At 72.7% G+C, this 18,645-nt stretch carries 20 protein-coding genes and 2 riboswitches; of the genes, 9 read left to right on the top strand and 11 right to left on the bottom strand.

Features of this window, described 5'->3' with window-relative positions:
• Positions 1–63 precede the first annotated feature (63 nt).
• From ACPPVS_RS00375 to ACPPVS_RS00350, 6 genes are all read left to right on the top strand, one after another.
• Positions 64–1,323 carry a TetR/AcrR family transcriptional regulator gene (locus ACPPVS_RS00375; RefSeq protein WP_426593940.1) on the top strand — a complete coding sequence of 420 codons (1,260 nt, stop codon included), beginning with the start codon at positions 64–66 and terminating at the stop codon, positions 1,321–1,323.
• Positions 1,320–1,910 carry a DNA-3-methyladenine glycosylase I gene (locus ACPPVS_RS00370; protein ID WP_426593939.1) on the top strand — a complete coding sequence of 197 codons (591 nt, stop codon included), beginning with the start codon at positions 1,320–1,322 and terminating at the stop codon, positions 1,908–1,910. The genes ACPPVS_RS00375 and ACPPVS_RS00370 overlap by 4 nt, the downstream gene beginning before the upstream one ends.
• Before the next feature lie 198 nt (positions 1,911–2,108).
• Positions 2,109–2,324, top strand: a complete 216-nt coding sequence (locus tag ACPPVS_RS00365; protein WP_426593938.1) for a hypothetical protein — start codon at positions 2,109–2,111, stop codon at positions 2,322–2,324.
• Between the two features lie 74 nt (positions 2,325–2,398).
• Positions 2,399–2,493, top strand: a riboswitch (SAM riboswitch).
• A 58-nt stretch (positions 2,494–2,551) separates the two neighbouring features.
• Positions 2,552–3,589 carry a methylenetetrahydrofolate reductase gene (locus ACPPVS_RS00360; protein ID WP_426593937.1) on the top strand — a complete coding sequence of 346 codons (1,038 nt, stop codon included), beginning with the start codon at positions 2,552–2,554 and terminating at the stop codon, positions 3,587–3,589.
• 6 nt (positions 3,590–3,595) lie between these two features.
• Positions 3,596–5,920 (top strand): 5-methyltetrahydropteroyltriglutamate--homocysteine S-methyltransferase, encoded by a 2,325-nt coding sequence (metE, locus tag ACPPVS_RS00355; RefSeq protein WP_426593936.1) that lies wholly within the window; start codon positions 3,596–3,598, stop codon positions 5,918–5,920.
• 110 nt (positions 5,921–6,030) lie between these two features.
• Positions 6,031–7,167, top strand: a complete 1,137-nt coding sequence (locus ACPPVS_RS00350; RefSeq protein ID WP_426593935.1) for a MalY/PatB family protein — start codon at positions 6,031–6,033, stop codon at positions 7,165–7,167.
• On the opposite strand, the gene ACPPVS_RS00345 is transcribed toward ACPPVS_RS00350, so the two are convergent.
• The 6 genes from ACPPVS_RS00345 to ACPPVS_RS00320 form a co-directional block, all read right to left on the bottom strand.
• Positions 7,145–7,576, bottom strand: a complete 432-nt coding sequence (locus ACPPVS_RS00345) for a (deoxy)nucleoside triphosphate pyrophosphohydrolase (protein ID WP_426593934.1) — start codon at positions 7,574–7,576, stop codon at positions 7,145–7,147. The two genes, ACPPVS_RS00350 and ACPPVS_RS00345, sit on opposite strands and share 23 nt — an antisense overlap.
• Positions 7,577–7,635: 59 nt before the next feature.
• Positions 7,636–7,869: a helix-turn-helix domain-containing protein gene (locus tag ACPPVS_RS00340; protein ID WP_426593933.1), complete on the bottom strand. Its 234-nt coding sequence runs from the start codon at positions 7,867–7,869 to the stop codon at positions 7,636–7,638.
• A gap of 281 nt (positions 7,870–8,150) precedes the next feature.
• Positions 8,151–8,525, bottom strand: coding sequence for a glycine cleavage system protein GcvH (gcvH, locus tag ACPPVS_RS00335; protein WP_426593932.1), 375 nt, complete (start codon positions 8,523–8,525; stop codon positions 8,151–8,153).
• A 39-nt stretch (positions 8,526–8,564) separates the two neighbouring features.
• Positions 8,565–9,695, bottom strand: coding sequence for a glycine cleavage system aminomethyltransferase GcvT (gene gcvT, locus ACPPVS_RS00330; protein ID WP_426593931.1), 1,131 nt, complete (start codon positions 9,693–9,695; stop codon positions 8,565–8,567).
• Positions 9,696–9,706: 11 nt separating this feature from the next.
• Positions 9,707–12,544, bottom strand: coding sequence for an aminomethyl-transferring glycine dehydrogenase (gcvP, locus tag ACPPVS_RS00325; RefSeq protein WP_426595843.1), 2,838 nt, complete (start codon positions 12,542–12,544; stop codon positions 9,707–9,709).
• A gap of 317 nt (positions 12,545–12,861) precedes the next feature.
• Positions 12,862–12,957: riboswitch (glycine riboswitch) on the bottom strand.
• A gap of 52 nt (positions 12,958–13,009) precedes the next feature.
• A complete protein-coding gene (locus ACPPVS_RS00320; RefSeq protein ID WP_426593930.1) occupies positions 13,010–13,741 on the bottom strand; it encodes a hypothetical protein in 732 nt (243 codons plus the stop codon).
• A gap of 161 nt (positions 13,742–13,902) precedes the next feature.
• On the opposite strand from ACPPVS_RS00320, the gene ACPPVS_RS00315 reads away from it, so the two are divergent.
• From ACPPVS_RS00315 to moaA, 3 genes are read left to right on the top strand one after another with little or no spacing between them, the layout of a single operon-like run.
• Complete coding sequence (locus ACPPVS_RS00315; protein ID WP_426593929.1) at positions 13,903–14,397, top strand: MogA/MoaB family molybdenum cofactor biosynthesis protein; 495 nt, start codon at positions 13,903–13,905, stop codon at positions 14,395–14,397.
• Positions 14,394–14,804, top strand: coding sequence for a molybdenum cofactor biosynthesis protein MoaE (locus ACPPVS_RS00310; RefSeq protein ID WP_426593928.1), 411 nt, complete (start codon positions 14,394–14,396; stop codon positions 14,802–14,804). The genes ACPPVS_RS00315 and ACPPVS_RS00310 overlap by 4 nt, the downstream gene beginning before the upstream one ends.
• A complete protein-coding gene (gene moaA / locus ACPPVS_RS00305; protein WP_426593926.1) occupies positions 14,786–15,874 on the top strand; it encodes a GTP 3',8-cyclase MoaA in 1,089 nt (362 codons plus the stop codon). The genes ACPPVS_RS00310 and moaA overlap by 19 nt, the downstream gene beginning before the upstream one ends.
• Before the next feature lie 5 nt (positions 15,875–15,879).
• On the opposite strand, the gene ACPPVS_RS00300 is transcribed toward moaA, so the two are convergent.
• From ACPPVS_RS00300 to glp, 5 genes are read right to left on the bottom strand one after another with little or no spacing between them, the layout of a single operon-like run.
• Entirely contained in the window at positions 15,880–16,113 is a 234-nt protein-coding gene (locus ACPPVS_RS00300; RefSeq protein ID WP_426593925.1) for a MoaD/ThiS family protein, read from the bottom strand.
• Positions 16,110–16,370, bottom strand: coding sequence for a DUF6457 domain-containing protein (locus tag ACPPVS_RS00295; RefSeq protein ID WP_426593924.1), 261 nt, complete (start codon positions 16,368–16,370; stop codon positions 16,110–16,112). The genes ACPPVS_RS00300 and ACPPVS_RS00295 overlap by 4 nt, the downstream gene beginning before the upstream one ends.
• Positions 16,367–16,960 carry a molybdenum cofactor guanylyltransferase gene (mobA, locus tag ACPPVS_RS00290; protein WP_426593922.1) on the bottom strand — a complete coding sequence of 198 codons (594 nt, stop codon included), beginning with the start codon at positions 16,958–16,960 and terminating at the stop codon, positions 16,367–16,369. The genes ACPPVS_RS00295 and mobA overlap by 4 nt, the downstream gene beginning before the upstream one ends.
• The gene (gene moaC, locus ACPPVS_RS00285) at positions 16,953–17,447 is read right to left on the bottom strand and encodes a cyclic pyranopterin monophosphate synthase MoaC (protein WP_426593921.1); all 495 of its coding nucleotides are present in this window, start codon (positions 17,445–17,447) and stop codon (positions 16,953–16,955) included. Before moaC ends, mobA begins: the two co-directional genes overlap by 8 nt.
• The gene (gene glp / locus ACPPVS_RS00280; RefSeq protein ID WP_426593920.1) at positions 17,444–18,643 is read right to left on the bottom strand and encodes a gephyrin-like molybdotransferase Glp; all 1,200 of its coding nucleotides are present in this window, start codon (positions 18,641–18,643) and stop codon (positions 17,444–17,446) included. The genes moaC and glp overlap by 4 nt, the downstream gene beginning before the upstream one ends.
• Positions 18,644–18,645 lie beyond the last annotated feature (2 nt).

Genomic DNA, 18,645 nt, shown 5'->3' with positions numbered 1-18,645 from the left:
GTATGACGTAAACTGTGTGTGTACTTCATACACACTTGTAGGATCGGCGGTCAAGGAGGTGTCGTGGACGACGACGAGGTTGCGCAGGACCCGCCGCAGGACCCGCAGGCGGCGCGCGAGGCGGAGGACGCCCGGCGCGAGGGCGAGGCGTTGCGTCGCGACCGCGAGAGGGCCGAGCGCGCCGAGGCCAGGGAGGCGGACCGCGCCCGGCGCGACCTGGCGAAGTCGGACCGTGACACGGCGAAGGCGCTGGAGCGTCGGCAGCGCGAGGCCGACAAGCGCGTCCGCGACCGGGAGAAGGCCGAACGCGAGGACCAGGAGCGCCGCGAGCGAGAGGCCCGCGACGCCGCGCGTGCGGCCGCCGACCGGCTGCGTGAGGCCGAACGTGCGGAGCGCACGGCGTCGCTGGCGCAGCAGCGCGCCGCCCGGGACGCCGAGAAGGCGCGTCGGCAGGCTGTCCGGGTCGCACTGTCGACCGCCCCGCCGGACGAGCCACCGCTCGATCTCCCGCCCGGGATCGCCGTGCTGTGGCGCGCGCCCGCGGTCGGCCGGCCCGGCCCGCGGCCCGCGTTGTCACTCGAGCAGATCGCCGATGCCGGCATCACCCTGGCCGACGCCGAGGGCCTGGATGCCGTCTCGATGGCCAGGCTGGCGGAGTCGCTCGGCTTCACGACCATGTCGCTCTACCGGTACGTGTCGTCCAAGGACGAGGTGCTCAGCCTCATGTCCGACCGAGCCTCGGGCCGGCCGCCGGCCATCGGTCCCGACCTGGGCGGGTGGCGCGAGCGCCTCGAGCTCATCATGTCGATCCAGCAGCCGATCCTGCGCGCACACCCCTGGCTCGCCCGGACGACGACCGTCCTGCACGCGATCGGTCCCGGGCGGCTCGCCTGGATGGAGGCGATGCTTGACGCGCTCTCCGAGACGCCCCTGACGGAGCCGCAGAAGGTGGGTGCGATCGGCGTGCTGGCCACCCACGCGCTCGACCAGCTCCGCGTCAGCGAGCAGATGACGGCACAGGCCCGCGCGTCCGCCCTCGGCGGGGCCGACGGCGACGCCCCCGACCTCGGCGCGCTGATCGGCCTGCTCGCCACGTCCGCGTCGCACCCCGCGCTCGTGCGGGCGGCGTCGTCCGGCGCCTTCTCGTGGACCGGTTTCGTCGAGGGCACAGGCCTCGACTTCGGCACCGTCCTGATCCTGGACGGCATCGCCCAGCTGATCTCGGCGACGGGCGACCCGAGCCGACCACAGCCCCCGGTCACCGGGTCGGTCGACGACACACCGCCCCCGGTGTCGGAGGCAGGCGACAGACTCGGGGCATGACGACCTCCGACGCGCCGCCTCTGACCCTCACCGGCCGCTGCTTCGGCGACGGCAACCCCCTGTACGAGCAGTACCACGACGAGGAGTGGGGCCGGCCCGTCCACGAGGAGCACGCGCTGTTCGAACGGTTCGCGCTCGAGGGGTTCCAGTCGGGTCTCGCCTGGATCACCGTGCTGCGCAAGAGGCCGGCGTTCCGGGCGGCGTTCGCAGACTTCGACCCCGAGGTGGTCGCCGGGTTCGGCGACGACGACGTCGCGCGGCTCATGGCCGACGCCGGCATCGTGCGCAACCTCGCCAAGATCGAGGCCACGATCGCGAACGGTCGCGCCCTGCGCGCCCTGCACGCGACCGGCGGCTCGCTCGACGCGGTCCTGTGGTCGCACGCACCCGACCGCACGCACTGGGTCAGGCCGGCCACCTGGTCCGGGGTCCCCGCGATCACCGTCGAGTCCACGGCGCTGGCCAAGGAGCTGAAGTCGCTCGGGTTCCGGTTCGTCGGGCCCACCACCGCGTACGCGGCGATGCAGGCGTGTGGCGTCGTGGACGACCACCTGGCCACCTGCCCCTCGGTCCGCGGCCGCAATTGACGCTCGCAGGCGGTGGATCACGGTCGGTCGGAGGCGATTTGGACGCCTGACCAGCGGCAACGCACTGGTACGCCCGAGTGAAGGACTGGACGAGGGGTGCGTGGACGTGCAGAGGCCCGGGTGAGATCCCTACTCCTGCCGGGTGACGCGTCCGACCCCATCTCGGCAGGTGAGAAGAACGCGACTATCGTGCGGCGAATGGCTGACGTTCTCGAACCCGACAGGCGGCACGACGACGTGCTCGCCGCGGCCGAGGCGTTGTCGGAGACCGCCGCTCCGGACGTCGAGGTCCTCGCCGCGGTCCAGGACGGGCTGCGGCTCGTGCCAGCCGGTTCTGCCACGTCGTGGTTCGGCGTCCCGTCGCAGCGACACGGGCGTGACGACAACACGCTGGGCGGCCGCCGAGAGGGCTGAGCATCCCTCGGACGCTCTCGTCTCATCCAGCGGTCACGGTTGCCCACCATGTGGTCGGCGGTTTACGATCGCCCCTACCATCCAGAGCGGCCGAGAGACCTGGCTCCACGACGCCGCAGCAACCCCCCTCCGACGAGGGTGTGGGTGCTTCCGCCAGGGACGATGGAGAGAGCTCAGATGTCCTCGAACGATCGGCGTGCACGACGAACCGCCCCGAAGGCCCCGCAATGAGTGCCGCGACCGTGGAACCCCGCACGCCCGGGCTGCACACGGCCCCCGCCACCCGACCCCAGGCCGCGAACGACCGCCCGACCATCTCGTTCGAGCTCTTCCCGCCGCGCAACCCGGACGCGGCCCCACGCCTGTGGGCCACGGTCCAGGCGCTCGAGGCCGTGCACCCCGACTTCGTCTCGGTCACCTACGGCGCCTCGGGAAAGACGCGCGTGACCACGCGCCAGCTGGTCAGCCGGCTGCTGCGGGAGACCACGCTCAACCCGATCGCCCACCTGACCTGCGTCGGCACCTCGCGCGAGGAGATCACCACGATCGTCGAGGAGTTCCTCGACGAGGGCGTGCGCTCCTTCCTCGCGCTGCGTGGCGACCCGCCCGTGGACCAGCCCGACTGGGTTGCGCACCCTGAGGGTCTGCAGACCGCCGGCGAGCTGGTGGAGCTGCTGCGCCAGATCGAGGCGCAGCGCTGTGCGGACAGCCCGTCGCAGGCCGTGCGTGCGCGGGTGCGTCCGCTCTCGGTCGCCGTGGCGGCCTTCCCGCGGGGCAACGCGGCGACCGGCGGGACGCGGGCCCAGGACGTGGCGTCGCTGCTGTCCAAGCAGGAGGCCGGCGCCGACTTCGCGATCACGCAGGTGTTCTTCGACGCCGACGACTACCTGGGGATCGTCGCGGAGGCGCGCGACGCCGGCGTGACCATCCCGATCATCCCGGGCATCATCCCGACCACCGACCCGGACCGGCTGCGGCGCGTGCAGGAGCTCACCGGGGTCCCGGTGCCTGAGAGACTGTTCGACCTGCTCGGCTCTGCCGACGACGAGCTCGACCGCCACCGCCGGGGGATCCGCGCGAGCGTCGACCTGGTCAACGGCGTCCTGGACGGCGGGGCCCCCGGCGTCCACCTGTACACGTTCAACAAGCACCATGCCGTACTTGACCTGCTCGAGGGTGCACACCTCGACGGCGGAGCTCGGACAGCTCCCGACCTGGCCAGCGGGCCGCAGGTCACGGCAACCGCCCGACCCTCGAGGGACTGAATCACCATGACGGATACTCCGAAGTTCCCCGCCGGCTCCGTGCTCGGCTACCCGCGCATCGGACCGCGCCGCGAGCTCAAGAAGGCCATCGAGTCCTTCTGGGCCGGTCGCTCGACCGCCGACGAGGTCGAGGCCGTCGCCGCCGACCTCCGTCGCCGCACACGCACCCGCCTGGCCGAGCTGGGCCTGGCCACCGACGTCCCGGCGATCCCGAGCGCGTTCTCCTTCTACGACCACGTGCTCGATGCGACGGCCGTGGTCGGCGCCGTGCCGGCCCGCTTCGCGGACGTCGTCGCCGAGGACGGCTCCCTCGACCTGGCCGGGTACTCGACCGTGGCCCGCGGCCGCGGCGACGACCTGCCGCTCGAGATGACCAAGTGGTTCGACACCAACTACCACTACCTGGTGCCGGAGATCGGCCCGGAGACCACGTTCCGCTACGCGAGCGACCGGCCCGTGCGGGAGTTCAAGGAAGCCCTCGCAGACGGCATCCTCACGCGTCCGGTCATCGTCGGCCCGGTCACCTACCTCGCGCTGGCCAAGGCCACCGAGGGCGCGCCGGACGACTTCGCGCCGATCGACCGCCTCGAGGACCTGCTCCCGGTCTACGCCGCGCTGCTGCAGGACCTCGCCGCGGCCGGTGCCACCTGGGTCCAGCTGGAGGAGCCCGCGCTCGTCTCCGACTCGATCGAGGTGCCCGCCGAGCAGCTGCTCGCTGCCGTCATCGAGGCGTACCGCGCGCTGGCCACGGACCTGACGGACCGCCCGGCCATCCTCGTCGCCGCCCCGTACGGCGACCTGGGTGCCGCACTGCCGGTGCTGGCCGCCACGGACGTCGAGGCCATCGGCATCGACCTGGTCCGCGGCAACGTGCCCACCGAGACGGTCGCGGGTCTGGAGACCAAGACGCTGGTCGCCGGCGTGATCGACGGCCACAACATCTGGCGTGCCGACCTGGACGCCAAGCTGGCGATCCTGGAGCAGCTGGAGGGTCTCGGGGCCGCCGCGGTGACCGTCGGAACCTCGACGTCGCTGTTCCACGTGCCGCACACGACCGCCGACGAGCCCGCGCTCGACGACACGCTGAAGAGCTGGCTCGCCTTCTCGGACGAGAAGGTCGTCGAGGTCGTCACGCTGGCCGAGGGCCTGACGGAGGGTCGCGAGGCGATCCACGAGCAGCTGCTCGCAGCCACCGACGCGGTCAGCTCGCGCCGGACGGCGCCCGGCGTCGTCGTCCCCGCGGTCCGCGAGCGCGCAGCCGCACTGACCGAGGACGAGTTCAACCGCGGCCCGTTCGCCGAGCGCAAGGTCGCCCAGGCCGCGCGTCTCAACCTCCCGCCGCTGCCGACCACCACCATCGGCTCGTTCCCGCAGACCGGCGAGATCCGCAAGGCGCGCGCCGCGTTCGGCAAGGGCGAGCTGACGGAGGCGCAGTACGACGACGAGATGAAGGCGGAGATCCGCCGGGTCGTCGAGCTGCAGGAGCAGATCGGCTTCGACGTGCTGGTGCACGGCGAGCCCGAGCGCAACGACATGGTCCAGTACTTCGCCGAGAACCTCGACGGGTTCGCCGTGACGCAGAACGGCTGGGTCCAGTCCTACGGCTCGCGCTGCACGCGTCCGTCGATCCTCTGGGGCGACGTGTCCCGTCCCAAGCCGATCACGGTCGACTGGACGTCCTACACGCAGTCGCTGACCACCAAGCCGGTCAAGGGCATGCTCACCGGACCGGTGACGATCCTCGCGTGGTCGTTCGTGCGCGACGACCAGCCGCTCGGTGACACCGCCAACCAGGTCGGCCTCGCCTTGCGCGACGAGATCGCCGACCTCGAGGCCGCCGGCATCGCAGTGATCCAGGTGGACGAGCCCGCCCTGCGCGAGCTGCTGCCCCTGCGCGTCGAGGACCACGCCGCCTACCTCAACTGGTCGGTGCGCTCGTTCCGCCTGTCCACCGCGGGTGTCCGCGCCGACACGCAGATCCACACGCACCTCTGCTATTCCGAGTTCGGCCAGATCATGGGCGCGATCGACGGCCTCGACGCCGACGTCACCTCCATCGAGGCAGCCCGCTCGAAGATGGAGATCCTGGCGGACATCGCCGCGGCCGGCTACCCGCGTGCCGTGGGCCCGGGCGTCTACGACATCCACTCGCCGCGCGTCCCCAGCGAGGGCGAGGTCGAGGAGCTGCTCACCGAGGCCGTCAAGGCGATCGCGGTGGACCAGCTCTGGGTCAACCCGGACTGCGGTCTGAAGACCCGTCGCTACGAGGAGGTCGCCCCGTCGCTGGAGCACATCATCGAGGCGACCAAGAAGGTCCGCGCCACGCTCTGACGCCGCACCCCTTCGACAGCCCCGGCCGCCCCCGCGACCGGGGCTGTCGTGCGCCCACGGCGGCCGGTCTTCTTGGGACGGCGGAGGTGCTCTGCGTCTACGGTCGGGGCGTGACGACGATCTTCGACACGCTGACCATCGAACAGCTGCGCACGCGTACCAGCGAGAAGTGGCGGCACTATCCGTCGGACGTGCTGCCGCTGTTCGTCGCCGAGATGGACGTGCCGCAGGCCGAGCCGGTGGTCCGGGCGGTCCACGACGCCATGGTGCGCGGCGATACCGGCTACCCGGCGGGGCACGGGTACGCGTCGGCGTTCGCGGCGTTCGCGTCGGACCGGTGGGAGTGGGACGTCGACGTCGCGCGCACCCGGATGACGGCCGACGTGATGGTCGGGGTCACCGAGGTGGTGCGCCTGCTGACCGACCCCGGCGACGCCGTCGTCATCAACCCGCCCGTGTACCCGCCGTTCACCACGTTCCTGCGGCACGCGGACCGGCACGTCATCCACGCACCGCTCGCGGACGGGCGCCTCGACCTCGCCGCGCTCGACTACGCGTTCGGCCGCGCGAAGGCCCACGGCCGTCGGGCCGTCTACCTGCTCTGCAACCCGCACAACCCCACGGGCACCCTGCACACCGCCGAGGAGCTGACGGCGATCGGCGCGCTGAGCGCTGCGCACGGGGTCCGGGTGGTGGCCGACGAGATCCACGCCCCGCTCGTCCCGGGACCGGGAGCCCTCTTCGTCCCGACCACCACGGTGATTCCCGACGCCATCGCGCTGCACTCGGCCTCGAAAGCGTTCAACCTGGCGGCCCTGCGCGCCGCGGTCGCCGTGCCGGGCCCCGAGGCGACGGAGCTGTCGAACCTGCCGGAGCCGGTGGCCGACGGCGTCATGCACCTGGGCGTCCTGGCCCAGACCGCCGCCTACGCGGAGGGTGGCGCGTTCCTCGACACCGTCCTGGCGGGCCTGCACCACAACGGGAGCCTGCTGCACGGGCTCCTGGCGCCGCTGGTGGCCTGGCAGCCGCCGGACGCCACCTACTTCGCCTGGCTGGACCTCCGGGGGCTCTCAGAGGACCCTGCGCGCGCGCTCCTGACGACCGGCCGGCTGGCGGTCAACCCGGGGCCCACGTTCGGCGTGGAGGGGGCTGGGCACGTCCGGCTCAACTTCGCCACGTCGTCGGCCGTGCTCACCGAGGCGGTGACCCGACTGCGGGCGACGTTCAGCGCAGCCGAGCCCGGCTGAGGTGCGCGTGCAGGGCATCCACGATCCGGAGGTCCGCGTCCAGCCACGGCACCTCGTGCCACTGGCTGACGGGCAGCCATCGAAGCTCGTCGTGCTCGTCCAGCGGCTCGGGTGTTCCCTCGACCACCTCCGCGAGCCAGAGGCGCATCACGTACTCGTCGGACAGGCGCCAGAGGCCGTCGTCCGGGCCGACGAGCTCCTCGCCCAGCCCGATCCGGGCCCCGAGCTCCTCACGGATCTCGCGGTGCAGCGCGTCCTCGGGTTCCTCGTCGGCGTCCACCTTGCCGCCCGGGAACTCCCATCGGCCGGCCAGGCGAGCCGGCACGGCGCGCCGCGCGGCCAGCAGCTCACGCGGGTCGTCGAGGTCGTCAACGATCGCAGCGGCGACCACGAGCACGGGTGAGGTCATGCGGTGAGTCTGCCAGGCCCCTGTGTCCGGGGCGTGGCTTTGGTGCTACGGCCTCGTGCTCAGCGAACGCCGTGCGCCACGGCCCAGGCGACAGCCTCGGCACGGGTGGAGACGCCGATCTTGCGGTAGACGCTGCGGACCTGCGACTTCACAGTGTTGCGCGTCACGAAGAGCCGCGTCGCGATCTCCTCGAGGGTCACGTCCTCGGCCAGCTCGGCCAGCACGACCCGCTCACGGCGCGTCAATGCGTCGTTCGAGACTCCGACGGTCCTGCTCGTCTCCACCATGCTCATGATGTCCTCCGGTGTGCTGCGTGGCCCGGGACGTCCGGGTCGCGCTCTTGGCTGCGTACCGGATGAGAGAGAGCAGTTCGTGAGCCATGACGCCACTTCTGCCAACTCTTCATGTACGGGTTCCCCCCCGCCATGCCGATCTCGCTAACCACTCACAATGAACGTCGTATCGGCACCTTGATACGCCGTACGCGTGACCGGTCGCCATGATTCACCCGATCGGGCGAGTGCAATGTCCGCCAGACGGGACTAAACGGCTTCCGGCCGGTGTGTCGTCCGAGTCAGCCCGCGCTCTGCGCGGCGTACTCGTCGGACGTCAGGAGCGGTCCGGTCGACGTGACGTCGACCTTCAGGAGCCAGCCCGCGCCATAGGGGTCGGAGTTGACGACGGAGGGGTCGTCGACTGCCGACTGGTTGATCTCCCGGACGGTCCCGGAGACCGGGGAGTACAGCTCGGACACTGACTTCGTCGATTCGATCTCGCCCACCACAGCGCCCGCCACGAGCTCCTCGCCGACGGCCGGCAGCTCGAGGTAGACGATGTCGCCCAGGGCGTCGGCGGCGACCGCCGTGATGCCGATGGTCGACGGGGAACCGTCCTGCAGCCACTCGTGCTCGACGGTGTAGTGCAGGTCGGTGGGCAGATCCGTGCTCATAGGTTCTCCTGTCGGGGGGGACGGACCCTAGTGCTTGGTTTACCGGGCCCGGCGGTAGAAGGGAAGAGGGACGACCCTCACAGGTTCGAGGCGTCCGCGCACGTCAACGGCAAGTTCGGTGCCCGGGGCACTCTCGGCGGGGGTCACGTACGCCATCGCGACCGGGTGGCCGAGCGTGGGCGACGGAGCACCGGAGGTGACGACGCCGATCGCCGAGCCGTCCGGGCGCGTCACGGGGTAGCCGTGCCGAGCCGCGCGTCGGCCCAGCCCCTCCAGCCCGACGAGCGTCCTGGTGGGCGTCTCGGCCTCACGGGCCTCGAGGGCGGCACGGCCCACGAAGGCCAGCGGCTCCCCCTCGGCCGTGGCCTTGTCGAGCTTCACGACGCGGCCCAGACCGGCATCGTGCGGCGTCGTCGTGCGGTCCAGCTCGTTGCCGTACAGCGGCATGCCGGCCTCGAGGCGCAGGCTGTCGCGCGCGGACAGGCCGGCCGGGACGAGCCCGTGGTCCTGGCCCGCAGCGAGGAACGCCCGCCAGAGCGCCGGGGCCGAAGCGGCGTCGAGGAAGAACTCGAACCCGTCCTCGCCCGTGTAGCCGGTGCGCGCGACGAGGACCGGCTCCCCGGCGAACGTGGCGGGCAGGCACGCGTAGTACTTGGAGGCCCCGACGTCGCCGCCGGTCTCGTCCAGACCCTGGGTCGCGCGCACGATGTCGAGCGCGTGAGGGCCCTGCACGGCGATGAGCGCCGTCTGCGGCGAGCGGTCCTCGACCGAGGCGTCGAAACCGTCCGTCCGCTCCCGCAGGGCGTCCATGACGACCTCGTGGTTCGAGGCGTTCGCGACGACCAGGAAGGCGTCCGGGAGGTCGCGGTAGACGATCAGGTCGTCGATCACGCCTCCGTCGGGCGCGCAGATCATGGTGTAGCGCGCCCCCTGGAAGCGCAGGGCGCTCAGGTTGCCGACGAGGGCGTAGTCGAGGAATGCGGCGGCGTCGGGACCGCTGATCCGGATCTCGCCCATGTGCGAGAGGTCGAACAGCCCGGCGGCCGTCCGCACCGCGTTGTGCTCGGCGATGTCGGACGTGTACCGCAGGGGCATCTGCCAGCCGGCGAACGACGTCAGCGCCGCCCCAAGCGCCACGTGCTCGTCGTTGAGCGGGCTCAGTGTGTCCATGGGTTCGTCCTTCACTCGGCATACGCCTCGATAGGCGGGCAGCTGCACACCAGGTTGCGGTCCCCGTGCGCACCGTCGATCCGGCGGACCGGCGGCCAGTACTTGCCCTCGCGCAGCGCAGCCACGGGGAACGCGGCGAGCTCGCGGGGGTAGTCGTGGGTCCACTCGTCGGCCGTCAGGCTGGCCGCCGTGTGGGGTGCGTTGCGCAGGGGCGAGTCGGCGAGCGTCCAGCGTCCGGCGGCGACCGCGTCGATCTCGCCGCGGATGGCGACCATCGCCTCGACGAACCGGTCGATCTCGGCCAGGTCCTCCGACTCGGTCGGCTCGACCATGAGCGTGCCGGCCACCGGGAAGCTCAGGGTCGGCGCGTGGAACCCGTAGTCCATGAGCCGCTTGGCCACGTCCTCGGCGGTCACGCCGGTCTCCTTGGTGATGTCGCGCAGGTCCAGGATGCACTCGTGCGCGACCAGCCCGTTCGGGCCGGTGTAGAGCACGGGGTAGTGCCCGGACAGGCGCGTGGCCAGGTAGTTCGCGGCGAGCACGGCCGTCTCGGTGGCCTGGGTCAGGCCGTCGGGACCCATCAGCGCGACGTAGGCCCAGCTGATCGGGAGGATGCCGGCGGAGCCCCACGGCGCGGCGCTGACGGGGGCGGTCCCGTCGTTGACGGCCGACGGCGTCGGGTCGCCCGGCAGGTACGGGGCCAGGTGCGCCGCGACCGCCACCGGGCCGACACCGGGGCCGCCGCCGCCGTGCGGGATGCAGAACGTCTTGTGCAGGTTGAGGTGGGAGACGTCGCCGCCCAGCTCGCCCGGGCGGGCGAGGCCGACGAGCGCGTTCAGGTTGGCGCCGTCGATGTACACCTGGCCACCGACCTCATGGACGAGCTCGCAGACGGTGCGGACACCCTCCTCGTAGACGCCGTGCGTCGAGGGGTAGGTGATCATGATCGCGGCCACCTGCGGGCCGTGCTGGTCCAGCTTGGCGCGCAGGTCGTCGAGGTCGATCGAGCCGTCCCCTGCCGTGGCCACCACGACCACACGCATGCCCGCGAGCGCCGCCGACGCCGCGTTGGTGCCGTGCGCGCTCGCCGGGATCAGGCAGACGTCGCGCTTGTCGCCGCGTGCCGCGTGGTACCCATGGATGGCCAGCAGGCCGGCGAGCTCGCCCTGCGAGCCGGCGTTCGGCTGCACCGACACCGCCGCGTAGCCCGTGATCTCCGCCAGCCAGTCCTGCAGCTGCGTCACCAGCTCGGCGTAACCGAGGGTCTGGTCCAGGGGCGCGTACGGGTGGATGGTCGCGAACTCCGGCCAGCTGATCGGCTCCATCTCCGCCGTGGCGTTCAGCTTCATGGTGCACGAGCCCAGGGGGATCATCGTGCGGTCCAGCGCCAGGTCCTTGTCCGAGAGCCGGCGCAGGTAGCGCAGCATCGCCGTCTCGGAGCGGTGCAGGTGGAAGACGGGGTGCGTGAGGTAGCCATCGGTGCGGCGCGTTGCGGCGGGCAGCGCGGCCGTGTCCGCCACGCGACCGGCGGGGGCGCGGACACCGACGAAGCCGAACGCGTAGGTGCCGTCCTCGTCGGGCTCGAGCGTCGTGGCGCCCGCAGCGGCGAAGGCCATGACGATCCGCAGCAGGTGGTCGCTGTTCGTGCGCTCGTCGCAGGCGACCTGCACGTGGTCGTCGTCGGACGCCCACAGGTTCACGCCGGCGTCCGCCGCGTGGGCGACCACCGCACGGGCGGCGCCCGGGACGAACGTTCGGATCGTGTCGAAGAACGTGTCGTGCTCGACCTCGACGCCGACGCCGGTGAGCAGCTCGGCGAGGCCGGCCGCGTGCGCGTGCACGCCCTCGGCGATCGCGCGCAGGCCGTCGGGGCCGTGGTAGACCGCGTACATCGACGCGACGATGGCCAGCAGCGCCTGGGCGGTGCAGATGTTGCTCGTCGCCTTCTCGCGGCGGATGTGCTGCTCACGGGTCTGCAGGGCGAGGCGGTAGGCGCGGGCGCCGTCGGCGTCGATGGAGACCCCGACCAGCCGGCCGGGCAGCGACCGCTCGAGGCCGTTGCGCACGGCCATGAACGCCGCGTGCGGGCCGCCGCCGAACAGCGGGACGCCGAAGCGCTGTGCGGAACCGACGGAGATGTCCGCGCCGAGGGTCCCCGGGCTCACCAGGAGCGTCAGGGCGAGCAGGTCGGCGGCGATGGTGACCAGCCCACCGCGCTCCTTCGTCTGTGCGATCACTGTGCTCAGGTCCCGGACCTGGCCTGACGCGCCGACCTGCTGGAGGACCACGCCGATCAGCGCACCCTCGATGTCGGGCAGCCCGTCGGACAGGTCCGCGACGACGACCGGCAGGCCGATCGCCTCGGCGCGCCCGAGCGTGACGGCCAGCGACTGGCTGAACAGGTCGGCGTCCAGCACGACCGTGCCCGCCTTGCCCTTGGCGCCGCGCCACATGAGCGCGACCGCCTCGGCGACCGCCGTGGCCTCGTCGAGGAGCGAGGCGTTCGCGATGTCCAGGCCGGTGAGGTCGGTGACCATCGTCTGGAAGTTCAGCAGCGCCTCGAGCCGGCCCTGCGCGATCTCCGGCTGGTACGGCGTGTAGGCCGTGTACCAGGCGGGCGACTCGAGCACGTTGCGGCGGATGACGGCCGGCGTGATCGTGTCCGAGTAGCCCTGGCCGATCATCTGCGTCATCACGCGGTTGCGGCCCGCGATCGTGCGCAGCCCGGCCAGCACCTCCTCCTCGGATCGTGCGGCGGGCAGGTCGAGCGGCCGGTCCGTGCGGATGCTGGCCGGGACCGCGGCATCGATCAGTGCGTCGATCGACTCGTACCCGACGACCGAGAGCATGTGCGCCGTCTCGGTGCCGCGCGGGCCGATGTGCCGGTCGGCGAAGTTCTCGGCGGCGGGCGTGTGCTCCACGCGCGTCGCGGCGACGATCTCGCCGGACGTGTCGAGGTGGAGGACAGGGCCGGTGGTGATGGCGGCGTGGAGGTCGGTCACGGGCTGCTCCGCAAGGGTCGTCCGGTGGGGGCACCGGGACGGTGGGTGGGCTCCCCGCTCTGTCACCACGCATCCGCGCGACCTGAGAGTTTTGCCGGTCCGCCTGTCGGGGCGCGCCGGCTTGCACCGTCGGTGGGACCTTTCGATCCGCTTTCCAGAGTTGCCTCGCCGTGGCGGTACAGGGGCCTGAGAGATTCCCGGGGAGGATTGCTCCTTCGGCGCCCCGCCGTAGTTCGCGGGATCTCTCCCGCCGCGGTTCGAGCAGCGTGTGAAGTTGTGGGGACAGCGTACCCGCCAGATGTCTCGGCCGGCCTACCGCGCCAGCGCGCCGACCCGCAGGGCGTCGAGCCGAGCGACAAGGGCCCGCAGCTCCGGGACGCGCGCCACCCGTCCACCGTTCGTCCGCGTACGCGGGACGAAGACGAGCCGCTGGCCGATCGCCGTGACCAGCATGAACGCGGGCCGCGTCCCGTCGTTGGTGATCGAGCCGCGGGTCTCGTCGATCGCGGCGACCGCCGACCACGGCACCGCGACCAGAGCGGCGACGGTCGAGCCGCGGCCCGACCACAGCTCGAGGCCCTCGGTCGAGAGAACCATCGAGAGGGACGTCGCTCCGCCCCGGCGCATCTTCGGCGTCGCGACGCCGGCCGCCTTGAGCGCACCCTGCAGACCGCGTGCGCCCCAGACCTCGATCACGTCGAGGCCGGGCCTGGCCGCGACGACGGCGTCGTGCCGCTGGCCCGTGAAGCGGCGCGAGAACATGGCGCCCACCCAGGACGATGCGATCACGACGAGGACGATCGCCACGCCACCGCCCACGCCCGCAAGTCCCTCGCCGGCCGTGCGCAGGAGGATGAACACCGGCAGGACGATCGCGAGCACCCACCGGATGAGCAGTGCCTGCTTGGCCGCGGACCGGTGCATCGCGTCCAGCTCGGCCTCACGGAACGCGCGCACCGGCGCAACGCCGTACGGCTCGGGCTGCGGTGGGGGCGCCTGCGGGTTCGGCGTCGCGGGCTGGTACGGGTTCCCCCAGTTGGACATGCGCGCTCCTCGACCCGCCCTGCCCGTCGGCTCGAGGCCGGCGGGCGCGGACGTCGCCCGCGCGAAGCAGGCTAAGGCACAGCCGTCGCTCGCCCGGGCGGGTTTCGTCGAATTCACCAGCACGGCCGCGGGCCCGCACGGCCGCTGGTTACGCTGACGCCGTGAGCTCACCCTCGACCGGCCCCGTGCGCGCGGCCGTCGTCGTGGCCTCCGACCGGTCCGCGGCCGGTGAGCGTGCCGATCGATCGGGGCCGCTCGCGGTCGAGCGGCTGAGCGACGCCGGGTTCGAGGTCGGGCCGGCGCTCGTCGTCCCGGACGGCGCAGCCTCGGTCGAGACGGCCCTGCGCGCGGTCCTGGCCGACGGCGCACGCCTGGTGATCACCTCCGGTGGCACCGGCGTCGGACCGCACGACCGCACGCCCGAGGGCACGCGGCCCCTGCTCGAGCGCGAGCTGCCCGGCATCCCCGAGCTGTTGCGACGCTACGGTTCCGTGCCGACCGCCGTCCTGTCCCGCGGCCTGGCCGGCGTCACCGGCTCCGGGGCCGTCGTCGTGAACCTGCCCGGCTCGACCGGTGGGGTGTCGGACGGGCTCGACGCGCTGCTGCCGTTGCTGCCGCACCTGCTCTCCCAGGTCCAGGGCGGTGATCACCCGTGATCGCCCGGGTTGTCGACGAGCCGCTCGACCTGCTGTTTCACGTGGAACACGTCAGCGACCCGCGGGCGGGGGCGGTGGCGACCTTCGTCGGGCTGGTGCGAGACAACGACCCGTCCGTCGACGGACGGGTGGTCGCGCTCGACTACTCGGCCCACCCCGATGCGGGCGCCGTCATCGAACGGATCGCGTCGGGGTTTGCCGACGCCGTTCTCGGTCTCGCGGTGAGCCACCGGATCGGGCACCTGGCGGTCGGGGAGGCGGCGATCGTGGCGGCCGTCGCGACGGCGCACCGGGCCGAGGCGTTCGACGTCTGCCGGGCGCTCGTCGAGCAGGTGAAGGCCGAGCTGCCAGTCTGGAAGCGTGAGGTGCTCGAGGACGGGTCGCACGTATGGGTGGGGATGACATGACCTTGGTCGACCGGTTCGGACGCGAGCACCGCGACCTGCGGATCTCGCTGACCGACCGCTGCTCGCTGCGCTGCACCTACTGCATGCCTGCCGACGGCGTCCCGTGGCTGGCGCGTTCGACCATGCTCAGCACCGACGAGATCGTGCACGTCGCGCGCGTAGGCGTGTCGCTGGGGATCACGGAGATCCGGCTCACCGGCGGCGAGCCGCTGCTGCGGGTCGACATCGTCGACGTCGTCCGTCGGCTCACCGCCCTTCCCGGCAGCCCCGAGGTCTCGCTCACCACGAACGCGCTGCGCCTGCCCGGGCTCGCGTCCGAGCTCAAGGACGCCGGGCTGACGCGCGTGAACATCAGCCTGGACACCCTGGACCGGCAGAAATTCCTCCAGCTGACCCGACGCGACAAACTCGTCGAGACCCTGGCCGGGATCGCCGCGGCCGACGCCGCTGGACTGAATCCGGTGAAGATCAACGCCGTCGCCATGCGGGGCGTGAACGACGACGAGGTGGTGGAGCTGACGCGGTTCGCCGTGAGCCGCGGGTACCAGATGCGCTTCATCGAGCAGATGCCGCTCGACGCCGGACACACATGGGACCGCGCCGAGATGGTGACGCAGGCGGAGATCCTCGCGCGTCTGACCAGCGCCTTCACCCTGACGGAGGTGCCCGGACGCGGTGCTGCTCCGGCCGAGCTCTGGTACGTCGACGGCGGACCCGAGACCGTCGGCGTGATCGCGTCGGTGACCGCACCGTTCTGCGGCGCGTGCGACCGGCTGCGGTTGACCGCCGACGGGCAGCTGCGCGCCTGCTTGTTCAGTCAGACCGAGACCGACACGCGGACGATCCTGCGGGGGTCGGTCGAGCCGCCCGCGCAGCTCGGCGTCGGGCCCGCCCAGGCGCTGAGCATCGGCTCGTCCGCCCGACCTCGACCCGCCCCCGCCCCCTCGGACGTCGACGAGGCCCTGGCGGACGCGTTCCGGCGATGCCTGGCGGAAAAGAAGGCCGGGCACGACATCGACGACCCGTCGTTCCTGCAGCCCGACCGCCCGATGAGCGCGATCGGCGGCTGAGCCGGCTACCCGCCGGCGAACGGGGGCAGGACGTCGAGCGTCGCGCCTGCGCGGACCTCGTCGGAACCCTCGACGCGGACCCCGTCAGCCAGCAGCGCGCAGCGACCGAGCACGGCCGCGAGCGCGGGGTGGGCGCCGACCATCACGGAGCGGACCGACTCGGCCGTCCCGGCGTCGAGCCGTTCGCTGTCGACGCCCGCCGCCTCCGCCGCCGCGGCGAAGTAGCGGACCGTGATCACGTCCACTGCTGCGCGCGCTCCTCGATCGCCGCGAGCAGGGGCCCGATCTGCGCCGGGTCGAGGCGCGCGGCTGCGAGGCCGGCGACGAACATGCTCACGGGGACCGCCGGGCGGGCGACCTGGTGCGCGACCGTGCTGGACAGGTCGAGGACGCGGTCGATGTCGACCAGCGACCGGTCCACGTCGAGGGCCGCGCAGAGGTCGTCGATCCACCGGGGCAGGTCGGCGCCGGGGGCGCGGCGCGGGTCTTCGGTCATGACGTCGATCCTCTCAGCAGTGCGTCCAGCCGCTCGACGTCCGACCAGGTGTCGGCGTCGGCCGCTGCGTCGTCCGTGTCGGGCACGTCGACCAGCGTCAGCCCCGTGAGCAGGGCGCGCATGGACGCGCCGTGCACGGTGGCCATCCGCGCGAACGCCGCAGCCAGCACCGACGCGCGATACACCGCGACGAGGTGCTGGGGATGTCCGTCGAGGCTGACCAGGCGGGCGCCGTCGACCTCCGGCGTGGTCGCTGCGAGCAGCGCCGAGAGCGCGGACCCCGCGCGAGGGACGTCGCAGGCCAGGACCACGACGAGCTCGCTCGGCGACGAGATCGCCGCCAACCCGGCCGCCAGGCCCGCGACCGGGCCCCCGTCAGGCGGGTCTTCGAGCACTGTCGGGATGCCGGGGCGCCCGACGCTCGACGGACCGACGACGACGACCTGACGAGCGCCCGCGACGGCCGCGAGCGCGTGGTCCAGCAGCGCGCGACCACCGACGACGACCTCCGGCTTCGACGGTGCGCCCAGCCGAGAACCCCGGCCGCCCGCCAGCACGACGGCGTCGAAGGCCGGACGGCTCTCAGGCATCGGCCGGCCGTACCCAGTCGCCCGACCTGCCGCCCGACTTCGCCTCGAGCCGCACGTCGGCGATCCGCACCGACTTGTCGATGCCCTTGACCATGTCCACGATCGCCAGCGCGGCGACGGACACGGCGGTCAGCGCCTCCATCTCGACGCCCGTGCGGTCGGCGGTGCGGACGGTGGCGGTGATGTCGACGCCGTCATCGGCGATGGTCAGGTCCACCACCACGCCGTGCACGCCGATCACGTGGGCCAGCGGGAGCAGCTCCGCGGTCCGCTTGGCGGCGGAGATGCCGGCGATCCGGGCGACCGCGAGCACGTCGCCCTTGGGCACGCCGCCGGAGCGCAGGGCCTCGACGGTCTCCGGTCCGCAGACCACGCGACCGGACGCGGTGGCCGAGCGGACCGTCGGCTGCTTGGCGGTGACGTCGACCATGCGGGCGTGCCCGGCGCTGTCGAGGTGCGTGAACGGCTGGTCGGACTCGTCTTTCATGCGCCCACCCTCAGGACTGCGATGCGGTCGCCGACGGCGACGGAGTCGACCTCGGCAGGGATCACGGCGAGTCCCTCGACCAGCGCGAGCCGGGCGACCAGGTGCGACCCCGACCCGCCCGCCGTCGCGCGCACGACGTGCGGGTGGCCACCGTCGGAGACGTACCGCACGGGCATGACCTGAGCGCGCTCGGGCGGCGTGGTCCAGGCGTCGTCGCTGATCGCGGTCACCGTGGGCCGCTCGACGTCGGTGTGCCCGGCCATCCGCCGCAGCGCGGGCCGCACGAACATCTCGAAGGACGCGAACGAGCTCACCGGGTTGCCCGGCAGGGTGACGATCGGGGTGCCGCCGGGCAGCCGACCGAGCCCCTGCGGCTTGCCCGGCTGGACCGCGACCTGCACGAACTCGACGCCGGGCTCGTCGGCCAGCGCCGCCTTGACCACGTCGTACGCACCCATGCTCACGCCGCCCGAGGTGACGATCAGGTCGACGTCCTGGATCCCGAGCAGCAGCGCGTGCAGCGCCTCCGGGTCGTCCGCGACCGGACCGATGCGGATCGCCACACCGCCCGCCTCCCGCACCGCGGCCGCGAGCAGCCACGAGTTCGAGTCGGGCAGCTGACCGCGCCGAAGCCGAGTGCCGGGTGCGACCAGCTCGTCGCCGGTGGACACGACCGCCACCCGCGGCCGACGGTGGACCAGCGCCGACGCGCGGCCCACGGACGCGATCGCGGCGATGTGCGCCGGCCCGAGCGCCGTGCCCGCGGCCACCACCAGGTCCCCGGGAACCGCGTCCTCGCCGGCGCGGCGGATGTGCGCACCCGCGGCCGGGACGACCCGGATGGTCACCGACTCCGTGCCGCCGTCGGTGTCCTCCACGGGCACGACGGCGTCGGCGCCCTCCGGCACCGGCGCGCCGGTCATGATGCGCGCGGCGGTCCCGGCGGCGACGACGGGTTCGTCAGCAGCGCCGGCGGCGAGCTCCGCCACGACGCGGAGCGTGACCCCCGGCGACACGTCCGCGGCCCGCACGGCGTAGCCGTCCATGGCGGAGTTGTCCCAGCGCGGCAGGTACTCCTCGCTGCGCACGTCCTCCGCCAGCACCATCCCGTCGAGCTCGTCGAGCCCACGCGCCTCCGGGGCGAGCGGCTCGGCCAGCGCGAGGGAGGCGGCGCGGTGCTCGTCGAGTGGCCGCACGG

It is taken from the genome of Cellulomonas sp. McL0617, assembly GCF_049994875.1.
GTDB lineage: Bacteria > Actinomycetota > Actinomycetes > Actinomycetales > Cellulomonadaceae > Cellulomonas.
This window is presented reverse-complemented; position numbering and strand designations above follow the sequence as displayed.